Raw genomic sequence first — 16,632 nt, 5'->3', positions numbered from 1 at the left:
TCTACACAGGTAAAACTAAGTTAGTTGATACTGCAGGACGTGTTGATAAGTTCATGAACAAGTACAAAAAATTCGCTAAATAATTTTAGAGAATTAACGCAAAATATAAAAGCTTTCGGATTTTCCGGAAGCTTTTTTTGTTAAATTTGCTTTCGTTAAGATTTTTATTAAACTTAAGTTTTGAGTTTTTAGAAAATCATAAATCAACTATCAAAAATTACACAGATGCAACTTGTATTTTCGGACGCACAATATTGGGAAGATTTTCTTCCACTTTCTTTTACACGACCAGTCGCAGAAATACGCGTTGGGATTTTGACTTTTTCGGAACGTTGGAAAAAGCTTTTGGAAATTGAGTCTAGCTATTACATCACCGAAGATTTTCTACAAGAAAAATTTAAAAAACCTGCTGCTGGACAAAGTCTTTTTATTGTTCCGAATTTCTTGCCATCAGAAAGTCTTTTACAACAGATTAAAGACTTGAAAGCTGGCGAAGCGCTAGTGTATGACAACGAGCTGCTGGTGGCTAACATTAATATGGAAAACTTCTCCTTGAATCAGATTGAGAAAATGAGCGATGTTACAGAAGAAATTTTGTTTTTCAAAAAACCTACGGATTTGTTTTCGTACAATGACAAAGCCATCGATTTCGATTTTGAATTGTTGACGAAAGGCCGCACATCGCAAGACTTATCCTCAACATGTGGATTTTTAGGTGACAAAAAAGATTTGTTTATAGAAGAAGGTGCTGTGCTAGAGTTTGCAACAATTAATTGTAAAACTGGTAAAATCTATATCGGCAAAGATGCTGAGGTTATGGAAGGTTGCAACCTGCGTGGACCAATTGCTTTGTGCGAACATTCTAAGTTTAATCTCGGTGCAAAAATCTATGGACCAACAACCATTGGTCCGCATTCCAAAGTCGGTGGTGAAGTTAACAATATTGTGGTTTTTGGATTTTCGAACAAAGGACACGACGGATTTGTTGGTAATTCGGTGATTGGCGAATGGTGTAATCTTGGCGCTGATACCAATTCTTCCAATCTTAAAAATAATTACGCTTCTGTTAAGCTTTGGAACTACAAATCCAAACGTTTTGAAGATACGGGGCTTCAGTTCTGTGGCTTGGTTATGGGAGATCATTCTAAAACAGCAATTAATACACAACTAAATACGGGAACTGTGGTTGGTGTTGCTGCTAATATTTTCAAATCTGGATTTCCGCCAAACTTGGTAGAGAATTTCAGTTGGGGTGGTATGAAAGGCGATGAGAAATTCAAAATCGGAAAAGCTTATGAAGTTTGCGAAAAAGTAATGGAACGACGCAAAGTGGCTTTAACGGATGAGGATAAACATATATTAAATTTTATTTACGAAAATTATTAAAATTTATTTTACTGAAAATCAAGCGTTTAAATTTATTTAGACGCTTTTTTTATTCGTTAGAAATCTGAAAATCTTTCCAAGTTTGCGAAAAGTGATAGTGCAGCGTGAAATGGATTTGGTCAATGAAGACAAGTGTATGTTAAATTTTATAGACAATATTTATTAAAATCGAAACTATACGTCTATTTTAGTCGGTATTTGGTGGTTGTTTTGTTGATTTATTGTTTTAATTGTGTTAAAAAATGTAAATTTAATTAAAATTTAATATATTTTTAATCGCTGATTAACAGGTTGTTATGGTGTTTTTAACGATGTAAATTAACAAATTTTAACTTTCTTTATTGTTTTATTAAGAATATTGTACATATTTGTGCAAGTAACATTAATATTAACTAAGTATGAAGAAAATAACAAATACTGTTTTGGCTATTGTTTTGTCATCTTCCTGTGCTGTGCTCAACGCGCAAGTAAAAAAGCAAGATAGTGCTAAAACGACGAGTATCGAAGGAGTTGTTGTTACAGCTCTTGGAATCAAAAGAGAGAAAAAGTCACTAGGCTACGCTTCGCAGGAGGTTAAGGCCGATAAACTTTTTGACGGTACAACCAATACCGGTAACATTGCATCCCAACTTTCCGGTAAAGTTGCTGGTCTACAGGTAAATACAAATAGTAATTTTGGAGGATCTTCTAATTTAGTTATTAGAGGAATTAAAAGTTTAGGAGGTGCTAATCCACTTATTGTAATAGATGGCTCGCCAGTTAATAATTCCTCAACTTATGATACAAGAACCAACCAAGATATGGGGAATTTACTTTCCGATATCAACCAAGATGATATTGCGTCTGTAAATATTCTGAAAGGTGCTGCTGCATCGGCTCTTTATGGAGAGCGTGGTCTTAATGGGGTTATTGTTATAACTACAAAAAATGGTAAAGGTGGAAATGATACAAGTTGGGGTGTAACCTTATCCAGTTCTATACAGGCTGGTTTTATTGATAAGTCTACATTTCCAAAATATCAAACTCGATATGGTGCTGGATACGCAATGAAATTTAAAGAGACAGCTGCTGATGGTACGCCATATGTTAACTTAGGAGATGATGCTTCTTGGGGACCAGAGTTTAATCCTAATCTTTTAGTTTATCAGTGGGATTCTTTTGATCCGACTTCTAAAAACTATAAAAAAGCAACGCCTTATGTTGCTGCTAAACATGGACCAATCGATTTTTTCGAAACGCCTGTAACTTACGTTAATAGTATATCTTTAGAAAAGGGGAAAAAAGGTAATAACTTTATGTTGTCTTATGACAATATGTTATCAAATGGCTTGATGCCTAATTCGGATTTAAGAAAAAATACATTATCAACTAAAATTAATTATGACCTTACAGACAAGTTACATGCTACTGTTTACTCAACCTTAGTTATGCAACAAACAAGAGGGCGTAATGATGCGAATTATACAGGGAACCTTGTAGGAGGATTCAGACAATGGTGGCAGACTAACGTGGATATTACAGATGTTAGAGATGCTTATTATCGTAGTGGAGAACTTAACAAGTCATGGAATCTTAAAGGCGCTACTAATCCTATTACAGCATATTGGAATAACCCTTACTACCAACGATACCAAAGCTACGGTACAGATGACAGAACAAGAAGCTTTTCTTACGCTCAAATTAGTTATGATTTTAATAAGAACTTTATCCTAACTGGGAAAGTTTCTTATGATAACGCTAGTACGATATTCGAGAATAGACTTGCTCCCAACTCAGTTCCTAAAGCTTTTGGTGCATCACAAAAGGTTGTTTCAGCTGGATTTAGCAGACAAAATTTGATTACTTCAGAGGCTAACTATGATTTATTCTTAAATTATAAATTTGATATTACCAAAGATATCAATGTAAGCGGGATTGTAGGTGGTAATGTTCGTAGAAATTACTATAACTCGATTTATGCATCAACCGAAGGTGGACTAGAAACTCCAGGATTATATGCTTTAGCTAACTCGAAAGCACCAATCTTACCGCCAGATGAAAATGTATATTCAACTGTGACATCAAGTGCTTATGCAACGACTTCTTTTGATTTTTATAAATTCTTTTACCTAGATGCTACTTTTAGAGTGGATAACAGTTCTACATTACCAAAAGGAAATAATGTATATACATATCCATCATTTACAGGTTCATTTATCTTATCAGAATTTATCAAGCCATCATGGTTAAGTTTTTGGAAAGTACGCGCCAATTATGCCGAAGTTGGAGGAACCGCAGACCCTTACCAATTGCAGTTCTATTATTCGTATGCAGGTTTGTTTAACAACAATATTGTTATGCAAAATAGTCAAACAATACTTCCGAACCCAAATCTAAAACCACAACGATCTAAGGAGTTTGAATTTGGAACAGAGGTGCAGTTTTTAAAAGGTAGAATTAGCTTAGATGCTGCGTTTTATAAAACTAAAACATTTGATCAGATTCTACAATTACCAATTTCGGCAGGATCAGGGCTTAATTTTGCTATGGTTAATGCTGGACAGATTGATAACAAAGGGGTTGAAGTACAACTTGGTTTAGTTCCTATAAAAACAGACAACTTTAGTTGGAATATGGACATCAACTGGTCGAAAAATGAGAATAAAGTTATAGAACTATTGCATAATGCTACTAGTGATGTTAGTAATTATTTACTAACGAGTATTCAAGGTGGTGCATCTGTTAATGCAACGGAAGGTGAAAAATGGGGAACTATTAGAGGTAGTGATTATACTTATGACAATAATGGAAATAAAATTGTTGACGCAAAAGGTTTTTACAAACTTAATGGTAACCAAATTATTGGTAACACAACTCCAGATTGGATAGGTGGTGTTCGAAATTCATTTACATATAAGGGGGTGAGTTTGTCCTTCTTAATTGATGTTAGAAAAGGTGGTGATATCTTCTCAACCGATATGTATTACGCCTCATCAACTGGTTTGTATGTGGATACAGCGCAAGGTGACTATCGTACTGCAAAAGTTGTTTTACCTGGTGTAACGCAAAATGGTCAACCAAACACAGTTGCAATTGATGCTTCCGTTAATGGAAACCTTGGTTATCAGAAAAGACCAACAATTGACTACGTGTATGATGGCTCTTTTGTAAAACTGAGAGAGGCTAGCATTGGTTATGCACTTCCAAAAACGCTTTTACAAGGTACATTTATAAATGAAGCAAAAATCTCAATAGTTGGAAGAAACCTTTGGATAATTCATAAAAACTTACCTTATGCGGATCCTGAATCTACACTAGGAGGTGGTATTAGAGGCTATGGCTATTCTATTGGTTCATTACCTACCACAAGAGATATAGGAATTAATGTGACATTCAAATTCTAAATTAATAGTACAATGAAAAATATTTTTAAAGCCATTCTAGGCCTAACAATAGCTATAACAACTCTCACATCTTGTGAGAGAGATACGACACTTCTAAATAATGACGAAAAGCATCCATCTAACTTAACTTCTGGAGTTCTGTTATCAATGGGGCAATACCAAGAGTTTTATTATATAGACAACCCGAGTGTTAACTTCAACAATTACAGGTTTTTCACTCAGCAATGGGCAGAAACGACTTATGTTGATGAGATGAATTACAATCTTATTACACGTGCACAGCCAAGAGGACATTTTCAAAGAATGTATGTGTACAGTCTTAATAATTTTGCAAAGGCACAGGCTGCACTAGCATCGGAAGTCAATGATCCTATTGTTGCTAGCAACAAATGGGCTACTAATGAAATTTCGCAAATTTTTGTTTGGGAAAACGTAGTGGATACTTGGGGAGATGTACCTTATACTGATGCATTAAAAGCGACCGATAATGGTTTTGCACCTAAATATGATGATGCTAGATCTATATACAATGATCTAGTAAAACGAATTGATTTTGCGCTTACTAAGATTAATACATCAGCGAAAGGTTACGAGAATAATGATATTGCTTACAAAGGCGATATGACCAAATGGAAAAAATTGGCAAACTCTATCAAACTAAGATTAGCGCTTAATTTATCAGATGTAGATCCCGTAAAAGCAAAACAATTAGCTGAAGAGGCTATTACATCAGGAGTAATGACAGCAACAGCAGATTCTTACTCATTTGTTTATGATGGGATGACGTTTACTAATCCTGTATATGACAATCTAGCAGCGTCTGGTCGTGATGATTTTGTTCCTTCTGATGTTTTGATAAATATGATGAATACTAAAGTAGATCCACGAAGAGATGTATGGTTTACAAAGAAAAACGGACAGTTTATCGGAGGGATTTATGGATCTGCATCAGGTAATCCATATGCTAACTACTCTCACGTTGCAGATAGCTTTAAAAAGCCAACAACACCGAGTAACTTACTGAGCTATTCTGAAGTGCTGTTTATGAAAGCAGAAGCTGCAGCAAGAGGATTTAATGTAGGTGGGACAGACGCTTCATTCTACAATGCTGCAGTAACAGAATCGATGACAGAATATGGATTAACAACGGCAGCAGCCGATACATATCTTGCGGCTAATCCATACAATGCAAGCAATTGGAAGAAATCTATTGGAGAAGAAGCTTGGGTAGCAATGTATAACAGAGCATTTGCAGCATGGAATTTTGTAAGAAGATTAGACACGCCTTCATTGGTTAATCCACCAAATTCAAATGTAGCAGGTGTTCCAGTGAGAATGATTTATTCAGATCAAGAATATACTCTTAATAAAGGCAATGTAACTGCTGCTGCTGCGAAGATTGGCGGTGATGCTGTAACAACTAAATTATTCTGGGACAAATATTAAAATTACGTTGGAAATGAATTTTTCCATCTTTTAATTTCTTATCAATTAAATTTTTGAGCAATAGTACTTAGTATTATTGCTCTTTTTTTTATTTTTTTCTTACTGAAAATCAACTAGTTAAATTTTTGATTGTATTTTTTTTATTTTAAATGTAATATTTTTGTAATCACAGGTGTCTTACTTATAAACCGGCAAACATAACATGACTAAAGAAGTATTTCAAGAATCGATATATACACTCAAGGATGAGATGTATCGTTTTGCGAAGCGGTTTGTTATGAGCGCCGACGAAGCCGAAGATGTAACGATGGAATTGTTGATGAAGTTTTGGCAGAAAAAAGAAGAATTACTTTCTATAGATAATCTTAAATCTTATGTATTAAGATGTGTGAAAAATGAGTGCCTCAACCGGCTGAAGCACCATGATGTTAAACAGAATTTCGCACAAATGGAATATGGAAGATCCGAGCTTTATCAAATAGAAACCAATAATTTGAAAGAGCAAATCTTGAAGTTTATCAATGATTTGCCCGAAAAACAAAAGATGGTTATCCACCTTAAAGATGTAGAGGAATACGAAATTTCCGAGATCGCCGGGATTCTCGAAATGGAGGAAAATGCAGTGAGAATAAACCTGATGCGGGCCCGTCAGAAGGTGAGAGAAGCCATTAATAAACTTTACGCGTATGAAAACCGACAAATACAAGGATTGGGAGTCTAAATTCTTTCAAGGTGAGGAGCTGTCACCCGAAGAAGAACGACTTCTGAAACAAGAAAGCGACGATCCTTATTTTTCTTTTCTAAGAGAAGAAAAACAGGAAAAGATGATGATGGATTTCGATAGTTTTTTATCGAAAGTAGAAGCTGCGGAAGAAAAGCAAGTTGAAGACACAACGCCAATTATTCCGTTAGTTACAGCAAAACCAAAATTTGGAAGCGGTTTGAAGAATTACTGGATGGCCGCAAGTTTGGTAATGTTTATGGGTGTTTTGGGAGGTTATCTTTTTGTTAACGAAGAAAGTGGCGATTTTAACAAACCTCTTAAAAGCGTTGTTAAACAAGATACAGAACCTGTAGAAACCCAAATACCAACAACAGAAGAAGGTGTAGAATCTCAACCAACTGAAGAACCTACGAAGCAAGCAACAGAGCCAACAAACTCAGGAAATACAACAATTGAAACAAAGACCCCAAAGGCGCATCATGTGGCGACAACAACGTCAAAACCTGAAGCATCGCACCCGGCAAAAAATAATCAGGCAAGAAGCACTTCTAAGAGCGATATGGCCTACAACCCAAATTATGTGATGATCAACGGAAAACCAGTCTACAACGAGCAAGAAGCTTTAGCGCTTACAGAAGATGCTTTTAACTATCTTGCAAGTAATGTTAGCCAAACTGTTGACCAAGCACAAAGTGTAAAAAAATTATCTACAGATTTTAAATAATCTTAAAACAATGAAAAAACTATCAATATTATTCGTACTCGTTTTCTTATCGACCAGTATTTTTGGGCAGAGCGAGAAGCTAGACCAGTTGTTTACACAGTACCAAGATGCGCCAGGTGTTACAACAATTAAGATTGCGAAACCAATGTTCGGTATGCTTAATAAGCTTAATATTGGCGACTCGGAGCTTAACAAGATCAAACCTCTTTTGAGCAAAATCCAAGGTCTGAATATTATGATTATGGAAAAACCTACTTTTCCAGATAATCTAGCAGCAGAGAATAAAATCCCGCTTCAGAATTACGAGAAGCAAAAAGCCGATATTATGAAAGCAGTCAACGCGATGAATTATCAAGAATTAATGACCGTTAATAATCGCGATGGTAAGATTAAATTTTTAGCATCAGATGCCAAAGGCGGAATGCTAGATGATTTGTTGCTTAACATTTCGACAGAGGGCAACACAATTTTGATGATGTTGGACGGGAAACTTTCTATGGACGACGTTTCAAAACTTATTGAAGAAACAAAAAATGTAACAGCGCTTAACCCAATTTCGAGTATTAATTCTACGTCAGAAGAGAATTATAAAAGCGAAAGAAAAGTTGCAAACTTTGATGGCATCGAAGTGTCGACAGGTGTTGATGTTAAATTTACACAAGCTGCCAATCAATCGGTGGTAGTCAATGTCGATGCAGACAAATTGAAATATATTGTTACCGAAGTTGAAAATGGTGTTCTAAAAGTGTTTATCAGAAATAATGGTGTTAAAAATTTAAACATCAAAAACCTTACGGTAGTTGTTTCGGCTCCAAAAATGAATCGTATCGTTACAAAATCTGGTGCGAGCTTCCAAGCGATGAATACCATTACAGATCGTGCTTTAGCAGTTGAAGCAACTTCTGGATCGCGTATTGATGGTAAGTTTGAGATTTCGTCTTCGTCAGCCTTACAAGCAAGTTCTGGTTCTAACATCAGAATGGATTTAAAGACAAATATGTTGGCTTTAGATGTTGGTAGCGGATCTTTTGTAAGACTAAAAGGTAATGCCGACACTGTTGCCTACAGCGTGTCAAGTGGAGCTGCTTTGGATGGACTTGATTTTAATACTAAAAAAGCGACAGTAAGTGCATCTTCTGGAAGTAGCATAAAGATGGCGGTTAGCGATTCGTTGACAGCGCAAGTATCATCTGCAGCTTCGATACAATATAGAGGGAATCCTACCAATATTGTAACAGATGTCAAAAAAATTACAGGAGCAAGTATTAGCCAAGTTAACTAGAATCTGCATTTCACCAAATCATATTCGAAAACATTTTTAAATTTTAAATAAAATATTATACCATGAAAAAATATATATTCCTTGTTGCAATGACTTTTGGATTGCTTAGCTTACAATCTTGTCTCATTTCGCAAAAACCATCTGTGGAGTTTTTCAAAGCGCCACAATATAAAAGTCAAGCCAATTACATGAGCATCAATGTTCCGACTTTTTTGGCGAAAGCTTATCTTAAAAATCAATTGAAGTCCGACGGCGACAACGAAGAAGTTATCAATTTGGTTAAAAAGGTTTCTAAAATTCGATTGATGGTTTCAGAAAATATGAATCCAAAAATGATGTCCGAATTTTCGAATTACCTTAATGATGAAAAGTTTCAAGAGTGGGCTTCGATTCGTAATGAGGGCGACATTATCAACATCAATGCGCAACAGACTGATGATACCATTAACAAATTAATGATTGTTGTAAACTCTCAAAATAGCGAAGCAGTTTTTGTTGATATCACCGGGAAATTCACGTCTGATGATATTTCGAGATTGGTTGAAGCAGGACAAAATTCTAACATTAAGGTAAACTTCAAAAACTCAAAATTGAAAATCGCCAATCAGAAATCTTAACACAGAACATTTTTCACTCAAAACTATATTTTTCAATTAAAAAACACTCGAATCTTCGAGTGTTTTTTGTTATTTGTTTTCCTCAGGTTTGTTAAGTGTTTCATCTGTGAAATGTTCGCGGTGTTTTTCTTGCGCGAATTTTTCATCATTAAAAACTTTGGAATTTCCTCTCGGAATCGAAAGACTTTTCCAATTGTGGTCGCTAATCATTTTTCCGATAAAAACGATTTGTCCAACATGATAAGGATAATGCGCCAATTGTCTGTTGATTGCCTCAAGAATGGTATGGCCTTGATTCCTAATATAGATTATTGTTTGTAAGTCAGTCTCTTTCAAACTATTCAGGGCTTCAAAAAAGCAATCCCAGCCAGCATTCCATTTTTCTAATAGATCGGCGCGAGATTTAACATCATTTTCAAACTCCGAATCACGATTACGACTATCTTTTTCGCCGTCAGTTGTCAAAAAATCTGTCCAACGCGACAACATATTTCCCCAAAGATGTTTTACAATAATGGCAATGCTGTTGCTTTCTTCGTTGTACTGCCAAAACAAAGCTTCGTCCGGAAGTTGCGCAAAAGTTTTGTCGCCAAGACTTCTGTAATATTCAAATTGTTTTTTAACACTTTCTAGATAATTACTTTCCATGATTTACGGGTTTTCGAGTGAAATTTTTTCGTGATATTTCATAAACATTGGTAGCGCTGCCGAACCATACCAAGTGAAACTTTCGTATGCGAAAACGCCTGCTGTAACTGCAGGGTCCGTTTTTACAAGATTTTCTGCCTCTTCCAAAGTTTTCACATTAAAGATAAACATTCCGCGATAATCTCTTTCATTTTTGTCAAAGAAAGGTCCCGCAATTGCCAGCTTGCCTTCTTTTGCCAACTTCTGAATGTTGGTCATGTGTCCACGCATCAATGCTGTCATTTTCGCTTTGTCGTCAATTTTCGCAGTTCCCGTTTTAAGCATAACAATCACATAAGGACGCATGCCGTATTTGTCGGCTCCCAGCGAATCTGCGAGTTTTTTATCATAATTTTTGTTTTGTGCAAAAGCAAAACTTATACAACATAGAAGCAGCAAATTTGTCAATAATGTTTTCATAGTTTTATTTTTTTGGGCGTGCCCCTCATTCGGAAATTATGCGCTCGCTACGCTCGCGCGCCATTTCTTCCTTCGGGTCGGTCTCCGCGCAGTCGCTGTTGAGCTGGAGGCGGCAGCCTTCGCTTCGCTCTGCTGCCACCTCTAGCTCAACGAGCTCCGACAATGCGCTTCGCCCTCACGCGGACTGTGGGATAATTATTCTTTGATTCTAAGAAACTCTTTTGCTAGTTCTATCATTTTGGGGTCGCCAGTATATTTTCCGCGTTCGTCGGAAAGTTTTACGGTTGGTATCCACTCTTTATTTGGTGCTTGCACACCGATGAGCTTCATAACGATGTTCATGGGTTGTAGACCGACATCGTTGGTAAGGTTAGTGCCAATCCCAAAAGAAATTCCGATTTTTCCACGGCAAGCTTTTGTAATTTCGTCCACCTTTTCGAGGTTAAGACCATCCGAGAAAATAATGTATTTGAAAAGCGGGTTAATACCTAAAGATTGATAGTGAGCAATTGTTTTCTCCGCAAATTCTATTGGGTCGCCGCTGTCGTGACGTACACCATCAAACAGTTTTGAAAACTTTTTGTCAAATTGCTGGAAGAAAACATCAGTCGTATAAGTGTCGGACAATGCAACACCCAAATCACCACGATAAACATCAATCCAATGTTCTAAGGCTAAAGAATTTGCCATTTTGAAACCGAATTCTGCCGCATGGAACATAAACCATTCGTGAGCGTGGGTACCAATCGGTTTTACATTGAATTTCATGGCAAAATGCACATTCGATGTTCCAATAAATGTTGAATTTTTATCTTGCAAAAGAGCTTCCATCACCAAGTTGTGTACGTGATAAGAATGTCTTCTGCGTGTTCCGAACTCCGCAAAGGAAACGCCAAGTTCTGTTAGGTGTTTTCCTTTTTCGACGGTTTTTTCGATGACTTCTTGGTTGGATTGTCTTTCGAGATGGTTCATCTCATAATGAAGTTCGCTAATTAATGATAACAAAGGAACTTCCCAAAGTATCGTTCTGTACCAATATCCTTCGACGGTTACTTTTAGTTCGTTGCCATTTTGTTCTATTTTTACTTCACTTGGATCATATTGATAACCTTCTAGAAAGTCAAGATAGGGTAGACTAAGATAAGGACAAGTTTTGCGGAGATAGGCTTTTTCATCTTTTGTAAGTTTTAGTGTCGCCATATCGTTGACAGCATTTCGGAGTTCTGTGGCGAAGTCTTCGGGAAAGCTGTGTTGTCCACGATTGATGAATTCGTATTTTACGATTTCGTTGGTGAAGAGTTTGACAACGGCATTTTGCATCGTTATCTTGTAGAAGTCGTTATCTAGGATTGATCTTAGTCTTATATTTTGCATAAAAGCTTGTTTTATACAAATCTAATGAATTATCGTTTTACGGGATATTATTAATAGCCAAAAGAATGGAAAATCTTCAATCTTAGCCCCGATGGAAGCGGCATCCTTTGGGGTTGGCGTGAGGCGGCGGAGCGTAGCAGAGCCGTCCGAGCGCCAAACCTAAAGATACAGCGGACAGCGGGTGGAAAAGTCAAAAGCATGACAAATCGCCATGCTCCTGAAAAATTTATGCTTAGTAAATTTAATTATTGCTTAATAAATTTGAAGTTTTTGATGCCATCATCTGTTTTGATGTTTAGCATATATACGCCTGCTGGAAGTCGTGATACATTGATTCTGGTTGCCGAAGAGGACATCACTTGCTTGCCACTTAAATCATAAATATTAACCTTCTCGACCTTTTTGTTGGTTGCAAGAATGTTGATAAAATCGGTTGTTGGATTCGGGAAAATCTTAATGAATTTCGATGGATCTTCGACGCCTAATTTGTTGGTTAATTTAATTGGTTCGCGGAAAAGCGACAGTTGCAAAACTTTATCAAAAATCTTGGAATAGGTATAAGCTTCGACAGTGTAAAAGCCATAATCCTCAGGTTTAACCTCATTGAAGAAAAGATTTTCGGTGCCGATATTCATATTTTCGTCCAAGTTTTTGTACCAAGAGAAAGTGTAATCTGGACCTGACAAAGATTGAAATAGAGTAGCTGGTTGACCAAGCACACCTAAGACTTCGTCAACACCACTGTCATAGCGTTGCGGCGAATAGTAAAAGCTGTCATAATTAAACGATGAGCTCATAAACTGCCTTTGAATTGCTAGCTTATTATATCTGTTGTTACTGAGATCGCAAATAGGAGGAAGCTTTGCTGGAATCTCACCTGCTAAATGATTGTCGCGAAGAGATAACATTAATAATTTTGGCATGTTAAGAAGTTCTGACGGGAAACCGCCTCTTATTTCGTTCTCGTCAATTGAAAGTTGTTGTAGATTTTTTAATTGTGTTAGACTTGAAAATCCAGCTTGTATTTTATTTTGATTCAGGTTTAGGTTTAACAAATTTGGTAAGGTTGTAATCTTGCTTGGGATTTGGTCAAGTTTATTATCAGCAAGATTTAGTTGTTCCAAAGCTTGTGCATTGCCAAGGTTATTAAAGTTAGAAATGTTATTATGACTAAGATTAAGTTTAATTAGTTTTTGCATTGATGCAACTTCTACTGGAATGCTCGTAAGATTGTTGTTTGACAGATTAAGCTCTTGTAACAATGCCAATGGAGCCAATCTATTGAAACCAGAAACAATTTGATTGTTACTAAGGTCTAGCTGTTGTAATTTGGTGAAAGATGATATTTTCGCTGGAACTTCGGTTAATTGTAGTTGCGAAATGTTTAAAGATTTTAGTTTTGGGAGATTTTGAAGCGTTGCATTAACATCCGAAATTTCAAAAAGGTTGCCCCCAATGCTAAGATCTTCCAAATTGCTTAAGCTTGATAGACGTGATGTAGGATCACCACTTAATCTGTTATTGGAAATATCCAAAACAGTTAAAGTCGTCAAACTCGCTAGGCTAGGTGCTACTTCTCCATTGAGTTCGTTATTACCTAAATCTAGTTTTTGAAGTTTAGTAAACAAGGCAAGATTGGAAGGGAAAACGCCTTTGAGTGCATTGTTGTTAAGAGCAATCTGTACGACGTCACCATTTTTTACGGTTACCCCAAACCAAGTACGTGGATCTTTTGACAAGTCCCAAGTACGATTCCAAGTTGGTCCATTGGAACTATTGTACAAGTTGATAAGCGCACTTCTTTCTGCGTTAGAAATGCTCCATTGTGCCCATATAAAATTGGAAATCAGTAAAAAGAGTAGAGATTTTTTCAAAAGCTAAATGTTTTCTGCAAATATATATTTAAAAAGTATTACTTGATTTTTTTTTTTGAAAATCCATCAAATTGGGTTGAGTAAATGACATTAAGATAAGCTTGTAATTGTGTATTCTTGTTTTTCTTAAAATTTTCTTAATATTGCTGATTATTGAAGTTTAGATATAATTATGAATAAATACATTATTCTGGCAATAGTTGTCGTTCTTGTTAATTTTGGACAAAGTTTTATTTTGCCAACTGGAGGTGTGTTTGCAGATAGTTTGTCTTATTTTGAAATTGCAACAGATCTTCCAAAGCCAGTTACAGATTTGTTTCCTTTAGGTTATCCAGCATTTTTACGAGCTTTTTTCGAAATTTTTAAAGATTATTTTTGGGCTTACAAGTTTTTGCATGTGACAATGTTGATTGTCGTTTTTGTATTCTCGTATTTTAAGAAGTTCTTCTTCAAAGAGACGGTACTATTATTTATGGGGAAAACTTTATTGTTTGTTTTTTCAATTGCTATTTCGGAGGGACCTTTTCTTTTCTTGATGTACTTTATGTTGTATTTTTTATATCAAGTACTTTGCACAGATTCTTATTCTGTAAAGGATATTTTGGGAGCTTCCCTAATAATGATATTGATGTTTGCAACAAGATATTCGGGGATTTATGTTTTTTTAGGAATAGGGCTTTTCAGTATTTTTATGTTTTTTAAACCTCAGGAAAGAAAACAATTCAGATCCATGTTTTTGTTTCTCTTAATTTCTGGTTTGGGAATCGCAGGCTATTTGGCCTTTAATTATTTCACTTTTGGAAGTTTCACTGGTGAGGATCTACGAGGACAACCTCATGCGATTTTAAAAATGAATGTCTTGCGGGATTTTTTAGGAACAGTTAATTCCATTAATCCATATATTGGTCTAAAGCCTTCTTCTAATAGTTTTGTCAGTATCGGTTTTCAATTTTTAATGATGGGAGTGGATATTGCGATTTTTGTTTACTTTCTTAAATATTTTAAAAAAGCAAAAGCTGGCGCTGAATCTAATTTCCATTTGATGCTTTGGACAATTGCTGGCGTGTATGCGATTTGTTTATTTGGTTCTGGTCTTGTGCAACAGATTGAAGAGATGAACACGAGAATGCAAGCTGCTGTTAACGTGTGTTTGTTTTTCTCTTTTCTTATTATTTATTTCAGAACTAACACTTCCGATAAAACAATCTTTAGACTTTCCTTATTCTTTTTCTGTTTTGGTGTTCTGTATTTTTCAAAACGTCCTGAGATTTACTTTGAAAATCGAAAAGAAATTGAACCGCAAATGTCAAAGTTTAGTTCTAAAAAATATATGTTTAATGATGAAAGAGGTGAGAATGCGTTAACGACTTATACGATTCCTATTATTAATAAATCTTTCCAATACAGACATACCAATGGGCAGATTGGTGATACGAAACAATCAATCGCTGGAACGATTAACCCAAAGATAAAATGGTTGAAGTACGATACAATTAAAACCGATAAGTCAAAAGTGCTCTATACTTCAGAAATAAAATTGAATCTCAACAAAAAATAAACAAAAACGGATGAATTATTTTTCATCCGTTTTTTTGTTTATTTAATTTTTTCAATAGCTTTCCTTACTTGCAAGTTGTCAGGTTGATTGGTTTTGCAAACCTGTACGTCTTCTGGTGATTTATCTTTGATAAAGTCGTTGTAATCTTTACAGTTTTTAAAAATATTAAATTCTTGATTCGCTGAATCCCAAACAACACCTTTGTAATCATTCGCGGAACTCGCAATTGTTGATCCTACACCACCGCCTATACCATAGCCAAGTCCTTTTGTCCAAACATTTCCAACATTAATTTCGGAGTAGTAATAATTATTTCCGCCCATTGTAGCACGTGCGAAAGAATTTGGATTGTCGCTGTCTTGGGATCCGTCATTTTTGTTTCTGTTTTTAACATCGAGAATTGCTTTAATGTTAAAATAAAGAATACCATTTTGTACGACTGCAAAAACATTTTTTAGTTTTGATTCCTTTTCATCGAAGAAAAAACAAATTTGATCGGCGTCTTCCAATACAGGTTTTTCGAAACCATAAAGTCCTCGCTTTGATAAATTTTTCTTTTGCGAAGGTGTTTTATCAAGAAATTCTTGTTTAGTCACATAGATGCCTTCTGGCAACATTGGACGATATAGTCCATCATCAACCACTTTTTTAACGGAAGGATCTAATGGTTTTTCCTTGGTAATGTTAACAAAGCTTTCGGATGAAGTGTCGGTTGCATCAATAGACTTAATGGAGTTTTCGTAAAGATCTTCCATTTGTTTGTTGGCTGCGTTTAGGAAACTTGCTTTTCCATTTTTATCCCAAGTAATGTCAGTTGCTGCAATTTTTTCATTGGTCACAGTGGTGATAATACCAGTTTTGATGTCTTTGTTTATTTGGGCAAAACCAAAACCAGCTATTAGAAAGCTTGCTATTAAGTAAATTTTCTTCATCATTAAATTTTAAAATTGGTTGTCGCAAAAATATCTAATGTTGATGATGTAAACAAATGATTTTTAATCAGAAAGAATATTAAATTTTTGTGTAAGCTATTGTAAATTAAAAAAATATCATTACTTTTGCACCCTGAATTATAAAATAAAAGCAATTAAATGCCTACTATTCAACAATTAGTAAGAAAAGGAAGAGCCACGCTTGCCAAGAAGAGCAAATCGGCT

Annotated in this window: 14 protein-coding genes; 9 read left to right on the top strand and 5 right to left on the bottom strand. The window is 35.6% G+C overall.

Annotated features, from left to right (window positions below; translation table 11 throughout):
- The 8 genes from Q1V95_RS05735 to Q1V95_RS05700 all read left to right on the top strand — a co-directional run.
- Nucleotides 1-83, top strand: an 83-nt coding sequence (locus tag Q1V95_RS05735) for a 50S ribosomal protein L31 (RefSeq protein ID WP_300671467.1), incomplete at its 5' end; no start/stop codon positions are given.
- Nucleotides 84-225: 142 nt separating this feature from the next.
- Nucleotides 226-1,386, top strand: coding sequence for a GlmU family protein (locus Q1V95_RS05730; RefSeq protein WP_300671464.1), 1,161 nt, complete (start codon nt 226-228; stop codon nt 1,384-1,386).
- A gap of 398 nt (nt 1,387-1,784) precedes the next feature.
- Nucleotides 1,785-4,769, top strand: a complete 2,985-nt coding sequence (locus Q1V95_RS05725) for a SusC/RagA family TonB-linked outer membrane protein (protein WP_300671462.1) — start codon at nt 1,785-1,787, stop codon at nt 4,767-4,769.
- A gap of 12 nt (nt 4,770-4,781) precedes the next feature.
- Nucleotides 4,782-6,215 carry a SusD/RagB family nutrient-binding outer membrane lipoprotein gene (locus tag Q1V95_RS05720; RefSeq protein WP_300671459.1) on the top strand — a complete coding sequence of 478 codons (1,434 nt, stop codon included), beginning with the start codon at nt 4,782-4,784 and terminating at the stop codon, nt 6,213-6,215.
- Between the two features lie 202 nt (nt 6,216-6,417).
- Nucleotides 6,418-6,936 (top strand): sigma-70 family RNA polymerase sigma factor, encoded by a 519-nt coding sequence (locus Q1V95_RS05715; protein WP_300671456.1) that lies wholly within the window; start codon nt 6,418-6,420, stop codon nt 6,934-6,936.
- Nucleotides 6,902-7,663 (top strand): hypothetical protein, encoded by a 762-nt coding sequence (locus Q1V95_RS05710; protein ID WP_300671454.1) that lies wholly within the window; start codon nt 6,902-6,904, stop codon nt 7,661-7,663. Before Q1V95_RS05715 ends, Q1V95_RS05710 begins: the two co-directional genes overlap by 35 nt.
- 10 nt (nt 7,664-7,673) lie before the next feature.
- A complete protein-coding gene (locus tag Q1V95_RS05705) occupies nt 7,674-8,945 on the top strand; it encodes a DUF4252 domain-containing protein (RefSeq protein WP_300671450.1) in 1,272 nt (423 codons plus the stop codon).
- A 62-nt stretch (nt 8,946-9,007) separates the two neighbouring features.
- A complete protein-coding gene (locus Q1V95_RS05700) occupies nt 9,008-9,562 on the top strand; it encodes a DUF4252 domain-containing protein (protein ID WP_300671447.1) in 555 nt (184 codons plus the stop codon).
- 69 nt (nt 9,563-9,631) lie between these two features.
- Here Q1V95_RS05700 and Q1V95_RS05695 read toward each other — a convergent pair whose 3' ends face one another.
- From Q1V95_RS05695 to Q1V95_RS05680, 4 genes are all read right to left on the bottom strand, one after another.
- The gene (locus Q1V95_RS05695) at nt 9,632-10,210 is read right to left on the bottom strand and encodes a DUF1572 domain-containing protein (protein WP_300671444.1); all 579 of its coding nucleotides are present in this window, start codon (nt 10,208-10,210) and stop codon (nt 9,632-9,634) included.
- Nucleotides 10,211-10,213: 3 nt separating this feature from the next.
- Nucleotides 10,214-10,669, bottom strand: coding sequence for a YciI family protein (locus tag Q1V95_RS05690; RefSeq protein ID WP_300671442.1), 456 nt, complete (start codon nt 10,667-10,669; stop codon nt 10,214-10,216).
- 195 nt (nt 10,670-10,864) lie between these two features.
- Nucleotides 10,865-12,043, bottom strand: coding sequence for a nicotinate phosphoribosyltransferase (gene pncB, locus Q1V95_RS05685; RefSeq protein WP_300671439.1), 1,179 nt, complete (start codon nt 12,041-12,043; stop codon nt 10,865-10,867).
- A gap of 245 nt (nt 12,044-12,288) precedes the next feature.
- The gene (locus tag Q1V95_RS05680; protein WP_300671436.1) at nt 12,289-13,917 is read right to left on the bottom strand and encodes a T9SS type A sorting domain-containing protein; all 1,629 of its coding nucleotides are present in this window, start codon (nt 13,915-13,917) and stop codon (nt 12,289-12,291) included.
- Between the two features lie 172 nt (nt 13,918-14,089).
- Here Q1V95_RS05680 and Q1V95_RS05675 point away from each other — a divergent pair, with 172 nt between their 5' ends.
- Nucleotides 14,090-15,475, top strand: a complete 1,386-nt coding sequence (locus Q1V95_RS05675; RefSeq protein ID WP_300671433.1) for a hypothetical protein — start codon at nt 14,090-14,092, stop codon at nt 15,473-15,475.
- A gap of 38 nt (nt 15,476-15,513) precedes the next feature.
- On the opposite strand, the gene Q1V95_RS05670 is transcribed toward Q1V95_RS05675, so the two are convergent.
- Nucleotides 15,514-16,410, bottom strand: coding sequence for a hypothetical protein (locus tag Q1V95_RS05670; protein WP_300671431.1), 897 nt, complete (start codon nt 16,408-16,410; stop codon nt 15,514-15,516).
- Between the last annotated feature and the right edge of the window lie 222 nt (nt 16,411-16,632).

Origin of the sequence: Soonwooa sp. (assembly GCF_030151385.1) — a bacterium.
In the GTDB taxonomy this organism is placed as follows: Bacteria; Bacteroidota; Bacteroidia; order Flavobacteriales; family Weeksellaceae; genus Soonwooa.
The sequence above is the reverse complement of the archived record's forward strand: the minus strand, read 5'-3'. Positions and strand labels throughout refer to the sequence as shown.

What these genes read in the sequence shown, in the direction of transcription:
- Q1V95_RS05700 (WP_300671447.1), top strand. Translation starts at nt 9,008, where the DNA reads ATGAAAAAATATATATTCCTTGTTGCAATGACTTTTGGATTGCTTAGC.
- Q1V95_RS05710 (WP_300671454.1), top strand. Translation starts at nt 6,902, where the DNA reads ATGAAAACCGACAAATACAAGGATTGGGAGTCTAAATTCTTTCAAGGT.
- Q1V95_RS05705 (WP_300671450.1), top strand. Translation starts at nt 7,674, where the DNA reads ATGAAAAAACTATCAATATTATTCGTACTCGTTTTCTTATCGACCAGT.
- Q1V95_RS05670 (WP_300671431.1), bottom strand. Translation starts at nt 16,410, where the DNA reads ATGATGAAGAAAATTTACTTAATAGCAAGCTTTCTAATAGCTGGTTTT.
- Q1V95_RS05690 (WP_300671442.1), bottom strand. Translation starts at nt 10,669, where the DNA reads ATGAAAACATTATTGACAAATTTGCTGCTTCTATGTTGTATAAGTTTT.
- Q1V95_RS05720 (WP_300671459.1), top strand. Translation starts at nt 4,782, where the DNA reads ATGAAAAATATTTTTAAAGCCATTCTAGGCCTAACAATAGCTATAACA.
- Q1V95_RS05715 (WP_300671456.1), top strand. Translation starts at nt 6,418, where the DNA reads ATGACTAAAGAAGTATTTCAAGAATCGATATATACACTCAAGGATGAG.
- Q1V95_RS05675 (WP_300671433.1), top strand. Translation starts at nt 14,090, where the DNA reads ATGAATAAATACATTATTCTGGCAATAGTTGTCGTTCTTGTTAATTTT.
- Q1V95_RS05730 (WP_300671464.1), top strand. Translation starts at nt 226, where the DNA reads ATGCAACTTGTATTTTCGGACGCACAATATTGGGAAGATTTTCTTCCA.
- pncB (WP_300671439.1), bottom strand. Translation starts at nt 12,043, where the DNA reads ATGCAAAATATAAGACTAAGATCAATCCTAGATAACGACTTCTACAAG.
- Q1V95_RS05695 (WP_300671444.1), bottom strand. Translation starts at nt 10,210, where the DNA reads ATGGAAAGTAATTATCTAGAAAGTGTTAAAAAACAATTTGAATATTAC.
- Q1V95_RS05725 (WP_300671462.1), top strand. Translation starts at nt 1,785, where the DNA reads ATGAAGAAAATAACAAATACTGTTTTGGCTATTGTTTTGTCATCTTCC.